18 protein-coding genes are annotated in these 21,270 nt (G+C 70.1%); 12 read left to right on the forward strand and 6 right to left on the reverse strand.

Annotated features, from left to right (window positions below; all coding sequences use genetic code 11):
• Window positions 1-157 precede the first annotated feature (157 nt).
• From QTI51_RS22075 to QTI51_RS22085, 3 genes are read right to left on the reverse strand one after another with little or no spacing between them, the layout of a single operon-like run.
• Window positions 158-472: a polyhydroxyalkanoic acid system family protein gene (locus tag QTI51_RS22075; RefSeq protein ID WP_116911430.1), complete on the reverse strand. Its 315-nt coding sequence runs from the start codon at window positions 470-472 to the stop codon at window positions 158-160.
• The gene (locus tag QTI51_RS22080; protein ID WP_116911431.1) at window positions 465-1,604 is read right to left on the reverse strand and encodes an aminopeptidase; all 1,140 of its coding nucleotides are present in this window, start codon (window positions 1,602-1,604) and stop codon (window positions 465-467) included. Before QTI51_RS22080 ends, QTI51_RS22075 begins: the two co-directional genes overlap by 8 nt.
• Window positions 1,601-3,664: a molybdopterin-containing oxidoreductase family protein gene (locus tag QTI51_RS22085; protein WP_116911432.1), complete on the reverse strand. Its 2,064-nt coding sequence runs from the start codon at window positions 3,662-3,664 to the stop codon at window positions 1,601-1,603. The genes QTI51_RS22080 and QTI51_RS22085 overlap by 4 nt, the downstream gene beginning before the upstream one ends.
• Window positions 3,665-3,716: 52 nt before the next feature.
• Here QTI51_RS22085 and QTI51_RS22090 point away from each other — a divergent pair, with 52 nt between their 5' ends.
• Window positions 3,717-4,847: an ABC transporter substrate-binding protein gene (locus tag QTI51_RS22090; protein ID WP_116911637.1), complete on the forward strand. Its 1,131-nt coding sequence runs from the start codon at window positions 3,717-3,719 to the stop codon at window positions 4,845-4,847.
• Between the two features lie 3 nt (window positions 4,848-4,850).
• Here QTI51_RS22090 and QTI51_RS22095 read toward each other — a convergent pair whose 3' ends face one another.
• Window positions 4,851-5,945 carry a M14 family metallopeptidase gene (locus QTI51_RS22095; protein WP_116911433.1) on the reverse strand — a complete coding sequence of 365 codons (1,095 nt, stop codon included), beginning with the start codon at window positions 5,943-5,945 and terminating at the stop codon, window positions 4,851-4,853.
• 7 nt (window positions 5,946-5,952) lie between these two features.
• On the reverse strand, window positions 5,953-7,155 hold the full coding sequence (locus tag QTI51_RS22100) for a M20 aminoacylase family protein (RefSeq protein ID WP_116911434.1): 1,203 nt from the start codon (window positions 7,153-7,155) through the stop codon (window positions 5,953-5,955).
• A gap of 160 nt (window positions 7,156-7,315) precedes the next feature.
• Here QTI51_RS22100 and argE point away from each other — a divergent pair, with 160 nt between their 5' ends.
• The 11 genes from argE to QTI51_RS22155 all read left to right on the forward strand — a co-directional run bounded on the left by argE (window position 7,316) and on the right by QTI51_RS22155 (window position 20,333).
• The gene (gene argE, locus QTI51_RS22105) at window positions 7,316-8,482 is read left to right on the forward strand and encodes an acetylornithine deacetylase (RefSeq protein WP_116911638.1); all 1,167 of its coding nucleotides are present in this window, start codon (window positions 7,316-7,318) and stop codon (window positions 8,480-8,482) included.
• Window positions 8,475-9,743 (forward strand): DUF445 domain-containing protein, encoded by a 1,269-nt coding sequence (locus QTI51_RS22110; protein WP_286516227.1) that lies wholly within the window; start codon window positions 8,475-8,477, stop codon window positions 9,741-9,743. The genes argE and QTI51_RS22110 overlap by 8 nt, the downstream gene beginning before the upstream one ends.
• A 161-nt stretch (window positions 9,744-9,904) precedes the next feature.
• Window positions 9,905-11,608, forward strand: a complete 1,704-nt coding sequence (locus tag QTI51_RS22115) for a Vgb family protein (protein ID WP_116911435.1) — start codon at window positions 9,905-9,907, stop codon at window positions 11,606-11,608.
• 140 nt (window positions 11,609-11,748) lie between these two features.
• Window positions 11,749-12,528, forward strand: a complete 780-nt coding sequence (locus QTI51_RS22120; RefSeq protein WP_116911436.1) for an MHYT domain-containing protein — start codon at window positions 11,749-11,751, stop codon at window positions 12,526-12,528.
• A 91-nt stretch (window positions 12,529-12,619) separates the two neighbouring features.
• Complete coding sequence (locus tag QTI51_RS22125; RefSeq protein ID WP_116911437.1) at window positions 12,620-14,242, forward strand: acyl-CoA carboxylase subunit beta; 1,623 nt, start codon at window positions 12,620-12,622, stop codon at window positions 14,240-14,242.
• Window positions 14,239-16,224 (forward strand): acetyl/propionyl/methylcrotonyl-CoA carboxylase subunit alpha, encoded by a 1,986-nt coding sequence (locus QTI51_RS22130; protein ID WP_116911438.1) that lies wholly within the window; start codon window positions 14,239-14,241, stop codon window positions 16,222-16,224. The genes QTI51_RS22125 and QTI51_RS22130 overlap by 4 nt, the downstream gene beginning before the upstream one ends.
• A 34-nt stretch (window positions 16,225-16,258) precedes the next feature.
• On the forward strand, window positions 16,259-17,167 hold the full coding sequence (locus tag QTI51_RS22135) for an SDR family oxidoreductase (protein WP_116911640.1): 909 nt from the start codon (window positions 16,259-16,261) through the stop codon (window positions 17,165-17,167).
• Window positions 17,168-17,206: 39 nt separating this feature from the next.
• Entirely contained in the window at window positions 17,207-18,367 is a 1,161-nt protein-coding gene (locus QTI51_RS22140) for an acyl-CoA dehydrogenase family protein (RefSeq protein ID WP_116911439.1), read from the forward strand.
• 10 nt (window positions 18,368-18,377) lie between these two features.
• The gene (locus QTI51_RS22145) at window positions 18,378-19,541 is read left to right on the forward strand and encodes an acyl-CoA dehydrogenase family protein (protein ID WP_116911440.1); all 1,164 of its coding nucleotides are present in this window, start codon (window positions 18,378-18,380) and stop codon (window positions 19,539-19,541) included.
• A 148-nt stretch (window positions 19,542-19,689) separates the two neighbouring features.
• The gene (locus QTI51_RS22150) at window positions 19,690-19,995 is read left to right on the forward strand and encodes a YciI family protein (protein ID WP_116911441.1); all 306 of its coding nucleotides are present in this window, start codon (window positions 19,690-19,692) and stop codon (window positions 19,993-19,995) included.
• Window positions 19,992-20,333: a Dabb family protein gene (locus QTI51_RS22155; protein WP_286516225.1), complete on the forward strand. Its 342-nt coding sequence runs from the start codon at window positions 19,992-19,994 to the stop codon at window positions 20,331-20,333. The genes QTI51_RS22150 and QTI51_RS22155 overlap by 4 nt, the downstream gene beginning before the upstream one ends.
• On the opposite strand, the gene QTI51_RS22160 is transcribed toward QTI51_RS22155, so the two are convergent.
• Window positions 20,318-21,262: a LysR family transcriptional regulator gene (locus QTI51_RS22160; RefSeq protein WP_116911442.1), complete on the reverse strand. Its 945-nt coding sequence runs from the start codon at window positions 21,260-21,262 to the stop codon at window positions 20,318-20,320. The two genes, QTI51_RS22155 and QTI51_RS22160, sit on opposite strands and share 16 nt — an antisense overlap.
• Window positions 21,263-21,270: the final 8 nt, after the last annotated feature.

Genomic DNA, 21,270 nt, shown 5'->3' on the forward strand with positions numbered 1-21,270 from the left:
CTGCTTCTTTTGACGTTGGCGGTCGTCGTTGTTCAGGGCGCGCTCACGTCGATGGCCGAACAGGCGTGGGCCGATCCGGTGAAGCGCGCGGTGGCGCTTTGCACGGGTGGAAGAAGTGGTGGCGCCGGTGCTCTTCCTGCTTCGAGCGGAGGTTCGTTCAGGCGAGCCGGGTGCCGCCGCCGGGTGCGCCGAGCATCGCGTCGAGGTTGCGCGTGATCTTCTGCTCGATCATTTCGCTGAAGCTGCTGAACAGGAAGCCCAGCGTCGCGTCGAGCGTGAAGGTGCTGGCCGTGACCTCGACGGTGCCGTCGATGCCTGCGCGCGTGAAGGTGGCCACGTCGCGGTCCTCGCCCGGGGTGTAGACGCACTCGAGGCCGAACTCCTGCTCGGCCTGCTCGATCCATTGGTGCGCGACCTTGCGCGCGCCGGCGATGCCCAGCGTGTGATTGCGTTCGATGTGGATGTCAGGCACCGTGATGTTCCTTGTTGTCTGTGCTGGGGCTGGAATAGGTTTGCAGGATGCCGCTGGCGGCCTGCAGCGCGCTGCGGCGCTCCTCGCTGGTCGGCAGCGCGGCAATGCGCTTGACCTCAGTGTAAAAGCGCGGCCAGTCGCGGCCCTGGCGCTCGAACAGCGTCTCGAAGCTGGGCACCAGGTCGTCGTACGCGCCCTGCGCGCCGAAGGCCGCGTTGTTGGCGCGCGCCACCCAGCCGTCGTAGGCGTTCTGGCGCGGGCCGCTCCAGCCGGCCTTCAGCCTGGCGTAGCGCTCGCGAAAGTCGGCCATGGCCGCCTGCTTCATGGCCTCGAGCCGGGCGCGGTCGCCGGCCTTGGCCTCGGGCGATTCGTACACCTGCGTCAGCGCGCGGCGCGTGGCCAGCGCCAGCGCGCGAAAGCCCTGGCGCTGCGCGTCGAACTGCGTGTACTCCGCGCGCGCGGCCTCGCCGGCCTCGCGCTGCAGCCACATCGCGCCGCCGATGCGCTCCACCGCGGTGGCGTACGACTCGTTGAACACTGTGTCGCCGGGCACGTAGAGCACCTGGTGCGCCAGCTCGTGGAACACGATGCGCGCGAGCTCGCCCTCGGGGTAGCCGATGAAGGTGGACAGCAGCGGATCGCCGCCGGCCCAGTTGGTCCAGCCCAGCGTGGAGTACGCGGGCACGGGGTACACGGCGACTTCGAGGTTCAGCTTCTTCTGCGCCTCGGCCTCGGCCTTGGCCGCGTCCTCGCTGTAGTAGCCCCGGTAGCCCACGCAGCCGGCCACCGGAAAGCACCAGCTCTTCAGCGTGAGCGAATACGGCGGCGCGGCCACCACGTTCCACACCGCGGCGGCGCGGTGCAGGTCGGCGTACGAGGTGTAGCTGCGGTTGTCGGGCAGGCCGAGCTCGCGGGTGGCGAAGCGGCGGATGCGCTGCGTGAGCTCGAGCTTGGCTTTCAGGGGCGCCGAGGTGGCCGGGTCGGCCAGCCACTCGGGCACGGGCTTGGCGGCCCGCATGATGCCGATGTGGCCGCTGGCCGATTGCCAGTAGTAACCGAGGTCGGCGCAGCCGGTGAGGGCCAGCAGCGCCCCGGCCCCGGCGAGTGCGGCGAGCGCGGCGAAGGGCCTCACGCCTTCTCGACCTCGACCAGGCAGTCGTAGAAGGTCGGGCCGCGGCCGATGTCGGTCAGGCGCTGGCTCGTGAGCTCGTTGACGTTGGTGCCGTCCATGCCCAGCTTGCGCCACCAGATGCCCATGCCGTGCACCACGCCGCGGCGCGCGCGACGCGACACCTCGGCGCGGCAGCGGTGCTCGCCGCGCTGGTTGAACACGCGCACCGTGGCGCCGTCCTCGATGCCGCGCGCGGCGGCGTCGTCGGCATGGATTTCGAGCAGCGGCTCCACCTCGATGGCGCGCAGGCTGGTCACGTTGACGAAGGTCGAGTTGAGAAAGTTGCGCGCCGGCGGCGAGATCATGGCCAGCGGGAACTCGGCCGAGCTGCCGGCCGGCTCCCAGTTGGGCACGTGGTCGGGCACGCCGTTCATGCCCATGGCCTCCAGCCGGGCGCTGAAGAATTCGCAGCGGCCCGAGGGCGTGGGAAATCTGCCTTCGGCGAACGGCGCCTCGGGCAGCTTCACGCTGGTGAAGCCCTGCTCGAGCAGCTGGGGAAAGTCGATGGCGTGCTCGGCGAAGGCGGTGCGGCACAGCGTTTCGTCGGAATCGCCGAAGCAGGGCTCGGTAAAGCCCATGCGGCGCGCCAGCTCGCGGAACACCCAGGCGTTGCTGCGCGCCTCGCCGCGCGGCGCCACGGCCGGGCGGTTCAGCAGCACGTCGGTGTGGCCGTAGCTGCAGTGGATGTCCCAGTGCTCCAGCTGCGTGGTGGCGGGCAGCAGGTAGTCGGCGTAGTCGGCGGTGTCGGTACGAAACTGCTCCAGCACCACGGTGAACAGGTCTTCGCGCGCGAAGCCCGCCGCCACCTTGGCCGACTCGGGCGCCACCGCCACCGGGTTGCTGTTGTAGACCACGATGGCCTTCACCGGGTGCGCGGTGTCCAGCAGCGCGTCGCCGATGGTGCTCATGTTGATGGTGCGCGGGCGCCGGCCGGCCAGCAGGTCGGGGCGCTGCAGCGCGGCGCGGTCGACCGGGTAGTGGCCCGAGCTGCTCAGCAGCACGCCGCCCGCGCGCTCGCGCCAGGCACCCACCAGCGCCGGCAGGCAGGCGATGGCGCGGGCCGCGTTGCCGCCGCCGCGCACGCGCTGCATGCCGTAGTTCAGGCGAATGGCCGCCGGCCTGGTGGTGCCGTAGGCCTTGGCCAGCGACACGATCTGTTCTTCGGGGATGCCGCAGACCTCGGCCGCGCGCGAGGGCGGCCATTGAAGCGCGCGCTCGCGCAGCTGTTCCCAGCCCAGCGTGTGCTCGGCGATGTAGCCGTGATCGAGCCAGTCGTGCACGATGAGCTCGTGCATCAGCGCCAGGGCCAGCGCGGCGTCGGTGCCGGGCAGCAGCGCGACGTGCTCGTCGCACTTGTCGGCGGTTTCGGTCTTGCGCGGGTCGATGCACACCACCCGCGCGCCGGCCCGCTTGGCCACCTGCACGTGGCGCCAGAAGTGCAGGTTGCTGGCGATGGAGTTGCTGCCCCAGATCAGGATGAGCTTCGCCTCGGCGAAGAACTCGATGCGCATGCCCACCTTGGCGCCCAGGGTGTAGACCATGGCCTCGCCGCCGGCCATGGAGCAGATGGTGCGGTCCAGCAGGCTCGCGCCCAGCTTGTGGAAGAAGCGCCGGTCCATCGACTCGCCCTGCACCAGGCCCATGGTGCCCGCATAGCTGTAGGGGAGAATGTCTTCGGGTTTACCCTGTAATGCGCCAAGATGTGCAGCGATGTCGTCCAGCGCGGCGTCCCAGCTCACCGGCTCGAACTGGCCGCTGCCCTTGGGACCGACGCGCTTCAGCGGCTGCACCAGCCGTTCGGCATGGTCGTTTCGCTCGATGTAGCGCGACACCTTGGTGCACAGCACGCCACCGGTGTGCGAATGCGCGGCATTGCCCTGCAGTTTCACGGCCACGCCGTCCTTGACGGTGGTGACGAGCGCGCACGTGTCCGGACAGTCGTGGGGGCAGGCCCCCAGGACGGTGGCCGTGGCGGTGGGCAGGGGTGCTTCTTTGAGCAATGAATCCGGTGCGTGGGGCATCGGGCAAGTCTAATTTGTGCGCGAGTCAGCGCGCGTGAGGGGGGTTTTGAACATGACGATGAATCGACGACGTTTTTCCTTGGCCGCGGGCGCGGCCGCCACGCTGGGCGGCTTCGGCCTGGCCCGGGCGCAGGGCGAGGCACCGCTGGTGCTGGGCCAGTCGGCACCGTTCACCGGTCCGGCGGCGCAGCTGGGCATCCAGTTCCACCAGGGCGCCAAGCTGTTCCTGGACAGCTACAACGCCCAGCCGGGCCGCCGCAACGTGGTCATCAAGAACCTGGACGACGGCTACGAGCCCGAGCGCTGCGCGGCCAACACGCAGAAGCTGATCGACGAGGACGTGTTCGCGCTCTTCGGCTACATCGGCACGCCCACCAGCCTGGCCGCGCTGCCGCTGGCGGTGAACAGCAAGGTGCCGTTCATCGCGCCGCTGACCGGTGCGATGTCGCTGCGCGAGCCCTTCCAGAAGAACGTGTTCCACCTGCGCTCCTCGTACAACGACGAAACCGCGCTGATGGTCAAGCAGCTGACCACGCTGGGCCTGAAGAAGATCGCGGTCTTCTACCAGAACGACGCCTACGGCAAGGCCGGGCTCGACGGCGTGACGCTGGCGCTGGAACAGCTGCAGCTCAAGCCGGTGGCGCTGGCCACGGTGGAGCGCAACTCGAACGACGTGGCCGCGGCGGTGAAGACCATCGCGGGCGCGCGGCCCGACGCGGTGGTGCAGATCGGCGCGTACAAGGCCTGCGCGGCCTTCATTCGCGAGGCACGCAAGGCCGGCTACGGCGGCACCTTCTTCAACATGTCGTTCGTGGGCACGCAGGCGCTGGCCGACGAGCTGGGCAAGGACGCCGCGGGCGTGATGGTCACGCAGGTGGTGCCCTCCCCCTACAACCCGGCCAACGCCCTGGCGCGCGAGTTCGCGGACGCGGTGCGCAAGGCCGGCAACGCAGCCAGCGCCAACTTCTCGAGCATGGAAGGCTACCTGGCCGCCAAGGTGCTGACCGAGGGCCTGCGCAAGGCGCCGGGCAAGCCGACACGCGACAGCCTGGTGGCCGGGCTGGAAAGCATCGACCGCCAGCAGTTCGGCGGGTTCGAGGTGTCGTTCTCGGCGAAGAACCACGTGGGCTCGAAGTTCGTCGAGCTGTCGATGCTGACGGCCGACGGCCGCGTCAGGACCTGAGGCTCAGCCCGCGAGCCCGTCCACCGCCTGGAACATCGCCTGCCGGGCCTGGCTCACGACCTGCCCGCGCCAGGCGTCGGTGTCGGTATAGAACGCCTCCACCATCCGCGCCCGGATGCCGTCGGCCAGGTCGGCCGGCGCTTCCGGGTGCTTGTGCAGCCAGTGGTCGGCGCGCAGCGCACCGGTCACCTCCAGGATGGGCAGCGTGCCGTACTCCAGCGCGATGCCGGTGTACTCGGCCTGCGGGCATTCCTCGTACACCGCGTCCCACATCAGCCCGCGCAGCAGCGCCGAGGTGGAAGACCCGTCGTAGATCGAGGTGACCGGCGCGGCCGGCGTGCCCCACCACGCGTTGGCGCGCGCGTAGGTGGCCTTGTCGTCCCTGCCCGCGTAGATGCGCTCGCCCAGGCCGTTGGGGCCCAGCCCGGTGTGCAGGTCGATCCACGCGAGCCGCCTCGCGCGGCCCGCGTGGGTGGCCAGCACCTTGCGGATCGTCTTGTTGCTCCAGGTCGGCGCCTTGCCGCCGAAGAACAGGCCGTCGTCGAACTGGTACTGGCCGCTGGTCACGGCGGCCTGGTAGGCGGTGGCGCCGTGCTTGTCGATCCACTTGGCCACGGCCGCCTGGTTCTCGGGCGTCGGCGGCCAGGTGGCCGGCAGCAGCAGCTCGTGCAGCCTGGCGTAGGGCTCGTTCACCGGCACCGGCTTCGAGAAGTCGATGAAGTTCCGGTTCAGGTCGACGTTCTCGTGCGTCACGCGCCGGCCGTGCGAAAAGCCGTGCGGGTTCAGCGCATGCACATACAGCACCGCCACGCCCTGCGCCCTGGCCTTCTCGCGCCACTCGGCGTCGTGCAGCGCAAACACCTGCACGCCGCTGCCGCAATGGCCTTCCACGCCATGGCAGGCGCTGGTGACGACCAGCAGCCGCTCGGCGTTCGCGTCGCCGTCGAGCGCCACGTCCATCGACAGCTCCTCGCCGTCTCGGCCCTTCAGCGGGTGGGCGTGCGGCTCCACCGTGAGGCCCGCGCTCACGCAGGCCTGCAGGAACTTCTGGCGCGCCTGGGCGTAGCGCGGAGAGAAGGCCTCGGCGATGCCGATCATGCGGCGCTCATAGGGTGGTACCGCCGGGCGTCAGGAACTGCTCGGCCAGTTGCACCCAGCAGGTCGCGCCCAGCGGGATCAGGTCGTCGTTGAAGTCGTAGCTCGCGTTGTGCAGCGTGCACGGGCCCTCGCCGTGGTGCACGTCGCGGTGCGCGCCGTCGCCGTTGCCGATGAAGGCATAGGCGCCGGGCTTGGCCTGCAGCATGAAGGCGAAGTCTTCCGAGGTCATGGCGGCCTCTTGCCGCAGCACGTTGTCGGGGCCCACGATGTCGCCCATCACGCGGCGGGCGAAGTCGGCCTCGGCCTCGGTGTTGATGGTGGGCGGGTAGTAGCGCTCGAAGCGGAAGTCGCAGGTGGCGTCGTGCGCCGCGCAGATGTGTTTGGCGATCTGCTCCATCTTGGCCTCGATCAGGTCGAGCACCTCCAGCGAGAAGGTGCGCACCGTGCCCGACAGCTCGCAGTTGTCGGGAATCACGTTGTTGGTTTCGCCGGCATGGATGGTGGTGACCGAGATCACGGCCGAGTCGGTCGGCTTCATCTTGCGCGTGAGGATGGTCTGGAAGGCCTGCACGATCTCGCAGGCGATGGGCACCGGGTCGATGCCGGTCTGCGGCAGCGCGGCATGCCCGCCCTTGCCGATCACGTTCACGTGGAACTTGTTGCCCGAGGCCATCACCGGCCCGGGGCTCACGGCGAACTGGCCGGCCTTCATGCCGGGCCAGTTGTGCATGCCGAACACGGCGTCCATGGGGAACTGCTCGAAGAGCCCTTCCTTGATCATCTCGCGGGCGCCGCCGCCGCCTTCTTCGGCCGGCTGGAAGATCAGGTACACGGTGCCGTCGAAGTTGCGGTTCTTGGCCAGGTGCTGCGCGGCGGCCAGCAGCATGGCGGTGTGGCCGTCGTGCCCGCAGGCGTGCATCTTGCCGTGGTGCTGGCTGGCGTGGGCGAAGGTGTTGAGCTCGGTGACGGGCAGCGCGTCCATGTCGGCGCGCAGGCCGATGGCGCGGGTGCTGGTGCCGTTCTTGACGATGCCCACCACGCCGGTGGTGCCCAGCCCGCGGTGGATGGGAATGCCCCATTCGGTGAGCTTGCCTGCCACCACGTCGGCGGTGCGGACTTCTTCGAAGCAGAGTTCAGGGTGGGCGTGGAGGTCACGTCGGACGGCGGCGATGCCGGCCGCCTGGGTGACGAGCGAATCGATGAGTTTCATGCTTCACAGTCTAGGCTTTGCCACTGCACCCGCAAAGACCGTGCCGGGCAAACCCTCAGGTCAGGACGGGACGGCATCGACGCTGGCGGCGGCAGTGGCACTGGCATTTGCAGTGGCCGACAACGCACGCGCCGCGCCGACTTCCGGGAGAATGCGCCGCATGCTCCACACGCTTTCCCCCCAAAGCCTTCTGCTGGCCCAGACGCTGGTTCGCATGAACACCGTCAGCGCCAACAGCAACCTCCAACTGATCGACTTCGCGCAGAGCCACCTCGCGGCCCTGGGCGTGAAGAGCCGCATCACCTACAACGCCGAGCGCACCAAGGCCAACCTGTTCGCCACGCTGGGCGAAGGCAAGCCGGCCGGCGTGATCGTCTCGGGCCACACCGACACGGTGCCCTGGGACGGCCAGGACTGGAGCGTCGACCCGCTCTCCGCCGTGGTGCAGAACGAAAAGCTCTACGGCCGCGGCTCGGCCGACATGAAGAGCTTCATTGCCATCGCGCTGGCCAACGCCCACCGCTTCCTGGAAAGCGACTCGCCCTTCGCGGTGCACTTCGCCTTCAGCTACGAGGAAGAAATCGGCTGCTTCGGCGTGAAGGAGCTCATTGCCGACATGCGCGACGCGGGCATCAAGCCGCTGGCCTGCATCGTGGGCGAGCCCACCAGCATGGTGCCGGCCATCGCCCACAAGGGCGTGTACCGCTACAAGTGCTGCGTGCGCGGCAAGGAGGCGCATTCGTCGCTCACGCCCAAGTCGGTCAACGCCATCGAGATGGCCGCGCGCGTGATCGGCAAGGTGCGCGACATGGCCGAGGACTTCGAGCGCAACGAGCCGCGCTACGAAGGCTTCGACGTGCCCTTCAGCACCGCCAGCGTGGGCCAGTTCCACGGCGGCATCGCCGACAACGTGGTGCCGCGCGACGCCGAGTTCCGCTACGAGTTCCGCGACCTGCCCACCGCCGACGCCAGGCGCATGCAGAGCGACGTGGTGGCCTACGCGGGCGGCCTGGAGCCGGCCATGAAGAAGGTCGCGCCCGACGCGGGCTTCCAATTCGAGACCATCTGCGAAATTCCCAGCTTCCTGGGCTCGGCCGACGACCCCATCACCCTGCTGGCCCAGCGCCTGGCCAGCGAGGACCGCACCACGCTGGTGGCCTTCGGCACCGAAGCGGGCCTGTTCAAGAACGCCGGCATCCCCACCGTGGTGTGCGGCCCCGGCAGCATCGAGCAGGCGCACCAGCCCGACGAGTTCGTGAGCCTGGAGCAGCTGGCGCGCTGCGAGCTGTTCATGGAGCGGCTGGCCACCTCGCCCAAGATTGGCTGACCCGCAAGACAGCGGCGCGCTGCAACGCATGAAGCGCGTCGCGCTCGGCCTGCTGTGCGGCGCCGCGCTGCTGTACGCGGCGGCCAGCGTGCTGCACGCGCGGCACCCGGCCTGGGACTCTTTGGGCTATGTGGCGGCTTTTGCCGAGGCGGCCATGGTCGGCGCCATTGCCGACTGGTTCGCGGTGGTGGCGCTGTTTCGCCATCCGCTGGGCCTGAAGATTCCGCACACGGCCATCATCCCGAGCAACAAGGACCGCATCGGCGCCAAGCTCGCGGGCTTCATCTGCGACAACTTCCTGAGCACCGCGCAGGTGCTGGGCAAGGTGCGGCAGTTCGACGCGGCCGGCCGCATCGCCGACTGGCTGGCCCGCCCCGCCAGCGGCGAGAAGCTGGGCGAATGGGGCGTGGCCGCCACGCGCTACGGGCTCGCGGCCTTCGACGACGAGCGGGTGCGCGCCTTCATGGGCCGGGCCGCCGCTGCGGGGCTGCAGAAGATCGACCTCTCGCGCCTCACCGGCCAGGCGCTGGACGCGCTCACCGCCGGCGGGCGCCACCAGGCGCTGCTCGACGATGTGCTGCAGCAGGTGGCCGGCCTGCTCGAGGGCGAGGAGCTGCAGGCGCACATCACCGAGGCCATCGCGCGCGAGATCAAGACGCTGCGCTACGTGGGCCTGGACCAGGTGGCCGCCAAGCTGGCCACGCGCAAGATCGTGGCGGCCGTGGCGCGCACCATCGGCGAGCTGGCGGCCGAGCCCGACCACCCGATGCGCAAGCGCTTCGACCACTTCGTCGACGACTTCGTCGTGCGCCTGAAGCTGGACCCCGAGTTCCAGCAGCGCGGCGAGCAGATTCGCGCCGAGCTCATCGCGCACCCCGCGCTGGGCGACTACCTGCACGGCCTGTGGGGCGAGCTGCTGGGCTGGCTGCACGACGACCTGGGCCGCCACGACTCGACCATTCGCCAGCGCATCGCCTCGATGGCCGGCGCGCTGGGCACGCGGCTGCAGGGCGACGAGGCCATCCGCCGCTGGATCAACGAGCAGATCGAGGCCGCCGCGCCGCTGGCCATCGAGCGCTACCGCGAGGACATCCGCCGCTACATCGAGGAGCGCGTGGGCGAGTGGAACGCGCAGGAAATGACGCTGGAGCTGGAGCGCCACATCGGGCGCGACCTGCAGTTCATCCGCATCAACGGCACGCTGGTGGGCGGGCTGGTGGGTTTGCTGATCCACACGGTCACGCAGCTGCTGCGCGGCTGAACGACGAACGGCTGAGCGGCCGCCAGCGGCAGCCGAACGGCCGGGTAAGCCCCAGCGGACGAAAGTCCGCACCGTGTCCCGGGAGCGACTCCACGCCCCGCCCCGCCTCCTAGACTGCCTCGCGCGCCCCGTCGCGCGACCACAAAGAGGAGACACAACGCATGACCCGTCTTTCGTCCGGCGCCCTTCGCGGCGCCCTGCTCGCCACCGGCCTCGCCCTGCTAAGCGCGTGCGGCTCGGTGATGGCGCCTTTCTCGGCACCGTCCGTCAACATATCCAAGGCGCCGGCCGCCACCCGGCCGGCCTCGTGGGCCGCGCCCGAGGTGCTGGTCGCGCCCTCGTCCTTCGCTGGCGTACACGGCCTGGCCATCGACGGCAAGGGCCGGCTGCTCGCGGGCTCGGTGCTAGGCAACACGCTGTGGGAAGTCGACCGCACCACCGGCGCGGCCAAGGTGCTGGTCGACGCGCCCGAAGGCCAGGCCGACGACATCGCCGTGGGACCGAAGGGCGAGCTGGCGTGGACCAACTACCTCATGGGCATGCTGCGCTACCGCGAGAGCGACAGCGCCCCGCTGCGCGTGCTGGCCAAGGACCTGCCCGGCCTGAACTCGCTGGACTTCGACCGCCGCAACGGCAAGCTCTACGCCTCGCAGGTGTTCCTGGGCGACGCGCTGTGGGAGATCGACCGCGAAGGCCAGAAGCCGCCGCGGCTCATCAAGAAGGACATGGGCGGCTTCAACGGCTTCGAGGCCGGCCCCGACGGCATGCTCTACGGGCCGCTGTGGTTCAAGGGCCAGGTGGTGAAGATCGACCCGGCCAACGGCGCCATGACCGTCATCGCGGACGGCTTCCAGATCCCGGCCGCCGCCAACCTCGACGGCAAGGGCAACCTCTGGGTGGTCGACGCGCGCAGCGGCGAGCTGGTGAAGGTGGAGCTGGCCACCGGCCGCAAGACCGTCGCGAAGCAGTTGCGGCCCTCGCTGGACAACCTGGCCATCGCGAAGGACACGCCGGACGGCACCATCTACGTGTCCAACATGGCCAACAACGAGGTGCAGGCCTTCAACCCCGCCACCGGCGAGCTGCGCACGCTCACCAGCGGCAAGGTGGCGGTGCCGGCCGGCATGAAGATCGACGGCAACGACCTGTGGGTGGCCGACGTGTTCGGCTTTCGCCGGGTCGACGTGCGCACGGGCGAGGTGCACGACGTGTTCCGCATGCAGCGCGAGCCCGAGCTCGACTACCCGTTCGCGGTCGGGCTGTCGCCGAAACTCATCGCGCTGACCTCGTGGTTCACCGGCTCGGTGCAGCTGGTCGACCGCCAGACGCTGAAGACGGTGGACGTCATCCACGGCCTGAAGGCGCCCTTCGACGCCATTCCAATGCCCGATGGCAGCGTGGTCTACGCCGAGATCGCCACCGGCAGCATCACGCGCGCCAGCGGACCCAGGTTCGCCCAGAAGTCGGTGATTGCCAGCGGCCTGAACGGCCCGGTGCAGATGGTCGTCGGGCAGGACGGCGCGCTCTACGTCACCGAGGCCGCCGGCAAGCTGCTGCGCATTCCTCTGGACGCCAGCGCGCCGCTGCGCACCGTGGCCGACGGCCTGGCGCTGCCCGAGGGCCTGGCGCAAACACCGTGGGGCAGCTTCGTGGTAGCCGAGAGCGCGGCGCGCCGACTGGTGGAAATCGACCCGGCCGACGGCAGCCGCCGCACGGTGGCCGAGAACCTGCCGATCGGCCTCGCGCCCGGGCCCGGAATGCCGCCGCCCTACGTGGTGACGGGCGTGGCCGTGGGGCGCGACGGCACGGTCTACGTGTCGGCCGATCGGAACAATGCGATATATCGAATCAACCCTGTCAGGTAGCGTAACAAGAAGTGTAAATACCTGTTTACTTTTAATAACAAACATTACAGACTGATCGGCACGTCTCGCGGCGTACCGGTCAGGCAGGGGTTTTCGGGGGTCGCGGGCGTTCTTGTTCTTCACTGAAAGGAACCCTCCTCATGACTCCGCTCGTCACAGGCCAGCTGCTTTCGCCCGAGTACTCCGTGGGCATGGTGGCGCTTTCGTTCTTCATCTCGTTCGCGGGCTCGCTGGTGGCGCTGATCTGCGCCGGGCGCATGGTCGGCGCGGACGGCAAGCCCAACCTCGCCGTGGTGGCCTGCGCCGCCGTGGCGCTGGGCGGCATCGGCATCTGGTCGATGCACTTCATCGGCATGCTGGCGTACCGGCTGCCGGTGGCCATCTCGTACAACGTGCCGCTCACGGTGGTGTCGCTGGTGGCGGCGGTGCTCATCTCGGGCATTGCGCTGTACATGGCGGGCGGGCGCCGCCAGTTCAGCAAGTCGGGCTGGCTGGGCGGCAGCCTGCTGGCCGGCGCCGGCGTGTGCGTGATGCACTACATGGGCATGTTCGCGATGAACATGCGCGCCTCGATGGACTTCGACATCGCGCGCGTCGGGCTGTCGGTGGTCATCGCGGTGAGCGCGGCGGCCGCGGCGCTGTGGCTGGCCTTCAACCTGCGCCGCTTCACGCACAAGGTGGCGGCCGCCGCGGTGATGGGGCTGGCCGTGTGCACCATGCACTACGTGGGCATGAGCGCGGCCGACATGATCTGCACCGCCGCCGCGCCGGTCGACGCGCTGGCCATCGGCGGCAGCTCCATGAGCCTCACGGTGTTCGGCACGGCCGGCGCGGTGCTCATCTTCATCTACTGGGTGGTGACCGGCAGCAGCCTGGACACGACGCCGGCCGCAGGCGTGCGGCACCCACGTATCAGCTGAGCCAGCCGACCAGCTAGTTGGCGCAAGCAGGGCCGGCGGGCCCCTCCTACAGTCTGTACAGAGCGACAACAACGACCCGTACAGACACCCCATGCCCGTCATCGAATCCCGGCTGCACGCGGCCAGCGACACCTTCCAGGCCAACCGCGCGGCGATGCTCGCACTGCTCGGCGAGGTGCGCACCCACGAGGCCCGTGCCGCGGCCGCCTCCGGCGCCTCGGCCGAGCGCTTCGCCAGGCGCGGCCAACTGCTGCCGCGCGAGCGCATCGCGCTGCTGCTGGACACCGGCGCCCCCTTTCTTCCGCTGGCCTCGCTCGCGGGGCTGGGGCAGGACAACCCCGACCTGTCGAAGAGCGTGCCCGGCGGCGGGCTGATTTCGGGCATCGGCCAGGTGGCGGGCGTGCGCTGCATGGTGAACGCCTCCGACTCCGGCATCGACGCCGGCGCGCTGCAGCCCATGGGGCTGGACAAGCAGTTGCGCGTGCAGGAGATCGCGCTGGAAAACAAGCTCCCCTACGTGCAGCTGGTGGAAAGCGCGGGCGCCAACCTCATGCAGTACCGCGTGCAGGACTTCGTGCGCGGCGGCAACATCTTTCGCAACCTCGCGCGGCTGTCGGCCGCCGGGCTGCCGGTCGTGACGGTGACGCACGGCTCCTCGACCGCGGGCGGCGCCTACCAGACGGGCCTGTCCGACTACATCGTGATGGTGCGCGACCGCACCCGGGCCTTTCTTGCCGGCCCGCCGCTGCTGAAGGCCGCCACCGGCGAGATCGCGACCGAAGAGGAACTGGGCGGCGCCGTGATGCACACCCATGTTTCCGGCCTGGGCGACTACCTGGCCGAGGACGACCGCGACGCCATCCGCATCGCGCGCTCGATTTTGGGCGGCATCGACTGGGCGCGCGAAGACAAGCCGCGCCCCTTCGCCCCTCCGCGCCACGACGCCGAAGACCTGCTGGGCCTCATGCCCAGCGACGGCCGGCGGCCGGTGGACATGCGCGAGGTCATCGCGCGCATTGCCGACGGCTCCGAGTTCCTGGAGTTCAGCGAGCACTACGGCAGCGCCACCGTGTGCGGCCACATCCGCCTCGAAGGGCATGCGGTGGGCCTCGTCACCAACAACGGGCCCATCGACTCCGACGGCGCCACCAAGGCCACGCACTTCATCCAGGCGTGCTGCCAGTCGCGCACCCCCATCGTCTACCTGCAGAACATCACCGGCTACATGGTGGGCCGCGCGCATGAAGAGGCCGGCATCATCAAGCACGGCGCCAAGATGATCCAGGCCGTGACCAACGCCACCGTGCCGCAGATCACGCTGCACTGCGGCGCCTCGTACGGCGCGGGCAACTACGGCATGTGCGGCCGCGGCTTCGCGCCGCGCTTCTGCTTCAGCTGGCCCAACGCGCGCACCGCGGTGATGGGCGGCGAGCAGGCCGCAAAGACCATGGCCATCGTCATGGAGGCCGGCATGGCGCGCAAGGACGGCGGCAAGGGCGTGGTCGACCACGCGAAGATCGACGCGATGCAGCAGCAGATCGTCGAGCGCTTCGACCGGCAGATGAGCGTGTTCACCACCAGCGCGCTGCTGCTGGACGACGGCGTGATCGACCCGCGCGACACGCGCGCCGTGCTGGCCGAGGTGCTCTCCGTGTGCCGCGACGCCGATGCGCGCACGCCGCAGGCCATGCAGTTCTCGGTGGCACGGCCATGAGTGGTTTTCAAAAAATCCTGATCGCCAACCGCGGCGAAATCGCCGTGCGCGTGATGCGCACCGCGCGCGCCATGGGCTACCGCACCGTGGCCGTGTATTCCACCGCCGATGCCGACGCCGAGCACGTGCGCCAGGCCGACCAGGCCGTGTGCATCGGCGAAGCGCTGCCCGCGCAGAGCTACCTGAACATCGCCGCCGTCATCGAGGCCGCGCGCACCAGCGGCGCCGACGCCGTGCACCCCGGCTACGGCTTTCTCGCGGAGAACGCCGCGTTCGCGCAGGCCTGCCGCGACGCCGGCCTGGTCTTCATCGGCCCATCGCCCGACGCCATTCGCGCGATGGGCGACAAGGCCGGCGCCAAGCGGCTGATGCAGGCCGCGGGCGTGCCCTGCATTCCGGGCTTCCAGGGCGAAGACCAGCGCGCCGCCACGCTCGCTGCCGAAGCCGCGCGCATCGGCTGGCCCGTGATGATCAAGGCCACGGCCGGCGGCGGCGGGCGCGGCATGCGGCTCGTGAGTTCGGCCGCGCAGTTCGACGAGTTGCTGCGCAGCGCGCAGTCCGAAGCGCTCAACGCCTTCGGCGATGCCACGGTGATCCTGGAGCGCGCCATCGTCGCGCCGCGCCACATCGAGGTGCAGGTGTTCGCCGACCGGCACGGCCACGCCATCCACCTGGGCGAGCGCGATTGCTCGGTGCAGCGCAGGCACCAGAAGGTGATCGAGGAGGCGCCCTCGCCCGCCGTGTCCGAGGCCTTGCGCGAGCGCATGGGTGCCACGGCCGTGGCCGCGGCGAAGGCCATCGGGTACGAAGGCGCGGGCACGCTCGAGTTCCTGCTCGACGCCGAGGGCCAGTACTGGTTCATGGAAATGAACACCCGCCTGCAGGTCGAGCACCCCGTGACCGAGGCCGTGACCGGGCTCGACCTGGTCGAGCTGCAGCTGCGCGTGGCCGCCGGCGAGCCGTTGCCGATCACGCAGCAGCAGGTGCGCATCAGCGGCCACGCGATCGAGGTGCGCCTGTGCGCCGAAGACCCGCAGCAGGGCTTCATGCCGCAGAGCGGCACGCTCGCCGCGTGGCGGCCCTCGCCCGTGCTGCGCACCGAGCACGCGCTGCGCGACGGCGCGGCCGTGCCGCCCTTCTACGACTCGATGATCGCCAAGCTGGTGGCGCACGGCCGCACGCGCGACGAAGCCCGCCACCGGCTCGTCGCCGGCCTGCGGGACACGGTGGCGCTCGGCATCGCGACCAACCAGGCCTTGCTGCAACGCGCGCTGTCGCACCCGGTGTTCGCACGCGGCGAGGCGACGACCGCCTTCATTGCCGACCATGTCGATGCGCTGCTCGCACCCGATGCCGCCACCGACACGCAAGCCGCCTTGCTGGCCGCCCTGCTGCTGCAACTCGGCGAGCGCGGATGGCCGTCTCCGCTGGCGCACACGCTGCCGAATGCCTTGCGCTTCTCGCTCGACGGCGTGGTGCATGCGGCGCGCGTGACGCCGCGCGGCAAGGGCGCGTTCGACGTGGCGCTGGACGACCGGCCCGCCACGCAGGTCGCGCTGCTGGCCCTGCAAGACCACGGCGCGCTGCGCTTCGCGTGCGGCGGACTGGCCGAGCAGGCCATGGTCGTGCGCGAGCCGGGCCGCGCGCACTTTCCGTTCTTTCATTTCCGCGGCCGCGCGTTCCGGCTCGACGACCTCACGCACGTGGCGGTGGCCCGCGCGGGCGACGGCGGCGGCGACGGCCTGCTGCGCGCCTCCATGAACGGCCGCGTCATCGCGCTGCTCGTGGCCGAAGGCGATGCCGTGGCCGCAGGGCAGCCGCTGGTCACGCTGGAGGCGATGAAGATGGAGCACGTGCACTGCGCGCCGCGCGCGGGCCGTGTCGCGCTGCATGTCGCGGTCGGTGCGCAGGTGGCCGCCCGGCACGTGGTCGCGGAGGTTTCAGATGCAGCCGAAGCAACCGACGTTGCCGCTGCCGCATGACGCGCGTCCACCCAAGTTCTTGAAAGTTTCCGACATGAATGCTCCTTCTCGCTACCGCTCCGTCTTCACGCCCGGCCTCTTCGACGGGCAGGTCATCGTCGTCACGGGCGGCGGCTCGGGCATCGGCCGCTGCACCGCGCACGAACTCGCCGCGCTCGGCGCGCACGTGGTGCTGGTCGGCCGCAAGCAGGACAAGCTGGACGCGGTGAAAGCCGAGATCGAGGCCGCCGGCGGCAAGGCCAGCACGCAGGCCTTCGACATCCGCCAGGAAGACGCGGTGCGCGCGGCCATCGGCGCCGTCGTCGCGGCGCAGGGCCGCATCGACGGGCTCGTCAACAACGCGGGCGGCCAGTACATCACGCCGCTGCACGCCATCTCGGCCAAGGGCTGGGAGGCGGTGATCCACACCAACCTCACGGGCGGCTTCCTGGTGGCGCGCGAGTGCTACCTGCAGAGCATGCAGGCGCACGGCGGCGCCATCGTCAACATCGTGGCCGACATCTGGGGCTCCATGCCCAACATGGGCCACAGCGGCGCGGCGCGCGCGGGCATGGTGAGCTTCACCGAGACGGCCGCGGCCGAGTGGGCCGTGAGCGGCGTGCGCGTGAACGCGGTGGCGCCGGGCTACATCGCATCGAGCGGCATGGACCACTACCCGCCCGAGGCCGGCGACATGCTGCGCGCCATGCGCAAGACGCTGCCCGCGGGCCGCTTCGGCACCGAGGCCGAGACCTCCGCCGCCATCGCCTTCCTGCTGTGCCCCGCGGCCAGCTTCATCAGCGGCACCGTGCTGCGCGTGGACGGCGCGCGGCCGCAGGTGCGCATGGGCTGGCCCATGGAACTGCCCGACGCGCAGGCGCGGCAGCGCGAGGCGGTGAAGCCCTTCGACGGCTTCCACCTGGCGCGGACGCCACGCGTCTTCCAGGATGCGCAGGACAAATAAAGAACGAACAAACGAACAGAAGACCGGAGACAACCCCCCATGCAGTACACGCACGAACACCTCGAGATCCAGAAGACCCTGCGCCGCTTCATCGACGAAGAAATCAACCCGCACGTGGACGAATGGGAAGAGGCCGAGATCTTTCCCGCGCACCAGGTCTTCAAGAAGCTCGGCAACCTCGGCCTGCTGGGGCTGAACAAGCCCGAGGCCTTCGGCGGCGGCGGGCTCGACTACTCGTACGCCATGGCCATGGCCGAGGCGCTGGGCCACGTGAGCTGCGGCGGCGTGCCCATGGCCATCGGCGTGCAGACCGACATGTGCACGCCCGCGCTCGCGCGCTTCGGCAGCGACGCGCTGCGCCGCGAGTTCCTGGCGCCCGCCATCGCGGGCGACATGGTGGGCTGCATCGGCGTGAGCGAGCCCGGCGCCGGCAGCGACGTGGCGGGCCTGAAGAGCCACGCGCGCAAGGACGGCGACGACTACCTCATCAGCGGCCAGAAGATGTGGATCACCAACAGCCTGCAGGCCGACTGGATGTGCATGCTGGTCAACACCAGCGACGGCCCCGTGCACCGCAACAAGTCGCTGGTGATGGTGCCCATGGACAGCCCCGGCATCGAGAAGGCGAAGAAGATCCGCAAGATCGGCATGAACTCCAGCGACACCGGCCTCATCTACTTCGACAACGTGCGCGTGCCGCAGCGCTACCGCATCGGCGAGGAGGGCCAGGGCTTCATCTACCAGATGCAGCAGTTCCAGGAAGAGCGGCTGTGGGCCGCGGCGAGTTCGCTCGAGTCGATGGAAGACTGCATCGCGCAGACCATCGAATGGGCGCAGCAGCGCCAGATGTTCGGCGGCACGCTGGCCGACCAGCAGTGGGTGCAGTTCAAGCTGGCCGAGCTCAAGACCGAGGTGGAGGCGCTGCGCGCGCTCACCTACCGCGCCTGCGACCTGCATGTGCAGGGCGAAGACGTGCTCGAGCTCGCGTCGATGGCCAAGCTCAAGACCGGGCGCCTCACGCGCCAGGTGGCCGACACCTGCCTGCAGTTCTGGGGCGGCATGGGCTTCACGCTCGAAAACCGCGTCTCGCGGCTTTACCGCGACGGCCGGCTCGGCTCCATCGGCGGCGGCGCGGACGAGGTGATGCTGGGCATCCTCGCGAAGACCATGGGCATCGCCAAGCGGGCGCCGCGCGTCTGAGGGCGCGCCGGTGAACGACGAACTGAACGCCGACCGCGCGGCGCTCGCCGACACGGTGCGGCGCTTCGCGCAAATCGAGATCGCGCCGCACGTGCAGGCCTGGGACGACGCGGGCGAGTTCCCGCGCGCGCTGTACGCACGCGCCGCCGAGCTCGGCCTGCTGGGCCTGGGCTACCCCGAGGAACTGGGCGGCACGCCGGCCTCCTACGCGCTGAAGCTGCCCGCATGGATCGCGCTGGCGCGCCACGGCCAGAGCGGCGGCGTGCTCGCCAGCATGTTCTCGCACAACATCGGCCTGCCGCCGGTGGTGCTGCACGGCAGCGAGGCGGTGCGCCAGGAGGTGGTGCCGCCGGTGCTGCGCGGCGAGCAGATCGCGGCGCTGGCCATCACCGAGCCCGGCGGCGGCTCCGACGTGGCCGCGCTGCGCACCACCGCGCGGCGCGACGGCGCGCACTACGTGGTGAACGGCGAGAAGACCTTCATCACCTCCGGCATGCGCGCCGACTGGATCACCGTGGCCGTGCGCACCGGCGAGGGCCGCGGCGCGGGCGGCATCTCGATGCTGCTGGTGCCGGGCGATGCGCCGGGCCTCTCGCGCACGCGCCTGTCGAAGATGGGCTGGCTGTGCTCCGACACCGCCACGCTGCACTTCGACAACGTGCGCGTGCCCGCGCGCTACCTGCTCGGCGAAGAGGGCGCGGGCTTTCGCATGGTCATGGGCAACTTCAACGGCGAGCGCATCGGCCTGGCCGCGGGCGCGCTGGGCTTCTCGCAGGCGTGCCTGGACGAGGCGCTGGCATGGGCGCGCGAGCGCAAGACCTTCGGCGCCGCGCTCATCGAACACCAGGCGGTGCGCCACAAGCTGGTCGACATGCAGATGCGCATCGCGTCGACCGAGGCATGGCTGGAAGCGGTGTCCGCAGAAGGCGATGCGCTCGAAGCCGCAGGTCGCCACAACGCGCCGGAATGGGTCGCGCAGATCTGCCTGTTGAAGAACCACGCGACGCAGACCATGCAGTTCTGCGCCGACCAGGCCGTGCAGGTCCTGGGCGGCATGGGCTTCATGCGCGGCACCGTGAGCGAGCGCATCTACCGCGAGGTGAAGGTGATGATGATCGGCGGCGGCGCCGAGGACATCATGAAGGAACTGGCGGCGAAGCAGATGGGCTGGTAGGCAGCCTCGCCGCGTCGAACGCTCGCGGCTTCCGCGCGCCAGCGGAAAACTGTTCTTCACGCACGGGGCCCGCAGCGCATGGCGTTTCGCGCCGCGCCTGCTTACCATCGGCCGGCATCCCCCATGCCACTGAACGCAGGAGCCTCGCGTGATCTTCGTTTTTCATCTTCTGGACAAGCCCGGCTCGGCCGCGCTGCGCACCGCGGTGCGCCCCGAGCACAAGGCCTACCTGGCCCATGTGGCCGACCGCATGGCCTTCGCCGGCCCGCTGCTGGCCGACGACGGCAAGACCATGGTCGGCAGCCTGCTGGCCATCGACTTCGACAGCCGCGCCGCGGCCGAGCAATGGCAGGCGAACGAGCCCTTCACCCGCGCCGGGCTCTACGCCAGCAGCTCGGTGCTGGCCTTCACCAACCTGTGGCCGCAGAAGGTCGGCTTTCCGCCGGCCGAATGAACGCGCGCACCATGCCCACGCCGATGCCCGCGCCCGTGTTGAAGCACATCGTCATGTGGGACCTGCGCGGCGACACGCCGGAAGAAAAGGCGCAGGCCCGCGCGCTGCTCAAGCGCCAGTTCGAATCGCTGCGCGGGCAGATCCCGGGGCTGCTGCACCTGGAGGTCGGCGTGGATTCGAGCGGCATCGGCTATGCCTGCGACGTGGTGCTGTACAGCGAGTTCGACAGCCAGGCGTCGCTCGACGGCTATGCCACGCACCCGGCGCATCTGCGCGTGCGCGAAGAACTGGGCGACCTGCGCATCGCGCGGCACCAGGTGGACTACGCGGTCGGCTGAGTCGAGGCGGGGCGACCGGCGCCGGAGCGCGCGGTCGCCACGCAGAAGCTGCGTACCAGTTGCAGCGCGGGCGCCTCGGTGCGGCCTTCGAGCGTGACGAAGGCGAACTGCGCGCTCAGCCCCGCCGCGGGGTGCACCTTCAGCTCGGCCAGCTCGCCGCTGTCCTGCAGCGCGCGCGTGGCCGCCAGCACGCCCAGGAAGATGGCGTCGGTGTTGCGCACCGCGCCAATCAGCGCACCGATGTCTTCCGATGACACGTGCAGCCAGCGCTGCGGGCTGGCGTCGCTGCCGTAGCGCGCCACCAGCGTGCGCGCCACGTCGTCGCTCACCATCGTGGAGATCACCGGGTAGCGCGTGAGCGCGTCGAAGCGCACGGGCTTGCCGCCGCCCTGCGCGAGCAGCGGATGGTCGCGCCGGCAGACGAAGCCCGAGCGCATGGTGGGCAGCACCTCGATGTGCAGGTCTTCGCGCGGCGGCACCGCGCGGTAGGTGAGCACCAGCGCGTCGAGCGTGCGCGCCCGCAACGCCGCCAGCTGGAGCTCGGGACTGCCGCCGTGCAGCTGCAGCCCCACGCGCGGGTGCTTGCGCAGCATCTCGATCAGCAAGGGGCCCGAGAACAACGCGCCGGGCGCCGCGCCGAGCCCCAGCCGCACCGAGCCCGCCTGCCCGTCGGCCAGCAGCGCCGCGGCGCGCTTGAGCTCGTGCGCTTCCGTCGAGATGCGCTTGGCGCGCGCCAGCACCATCGCGCCGAAGGGCGTGAGCTCGTTGCGCTTGCCGATGCGGTCCACCAGCTGCATGCCCAGCTCCTGTTCGAGCATCTGGATGCTGCGGCTGAGCGCCGGCTGCGTGAGGTGCACCTTCTCGGAAGCGCGGCTGAAGGAGCCGGTTTCCGCAAGCGCGAGCAAGTGGTCGAGTTGCTGGAGGTTCATGGCGGTGG

This window comes from Variovorax sp. J22G73, assembly GCF_030317035.1.
In the GTDB taxonomy this organism is placed as follows: domain Bacteria; phylum Pseudomonadota; class Gammaproteobacteria; order Burkholderiales; family Burkholderiaceae_C; genus Variovorax.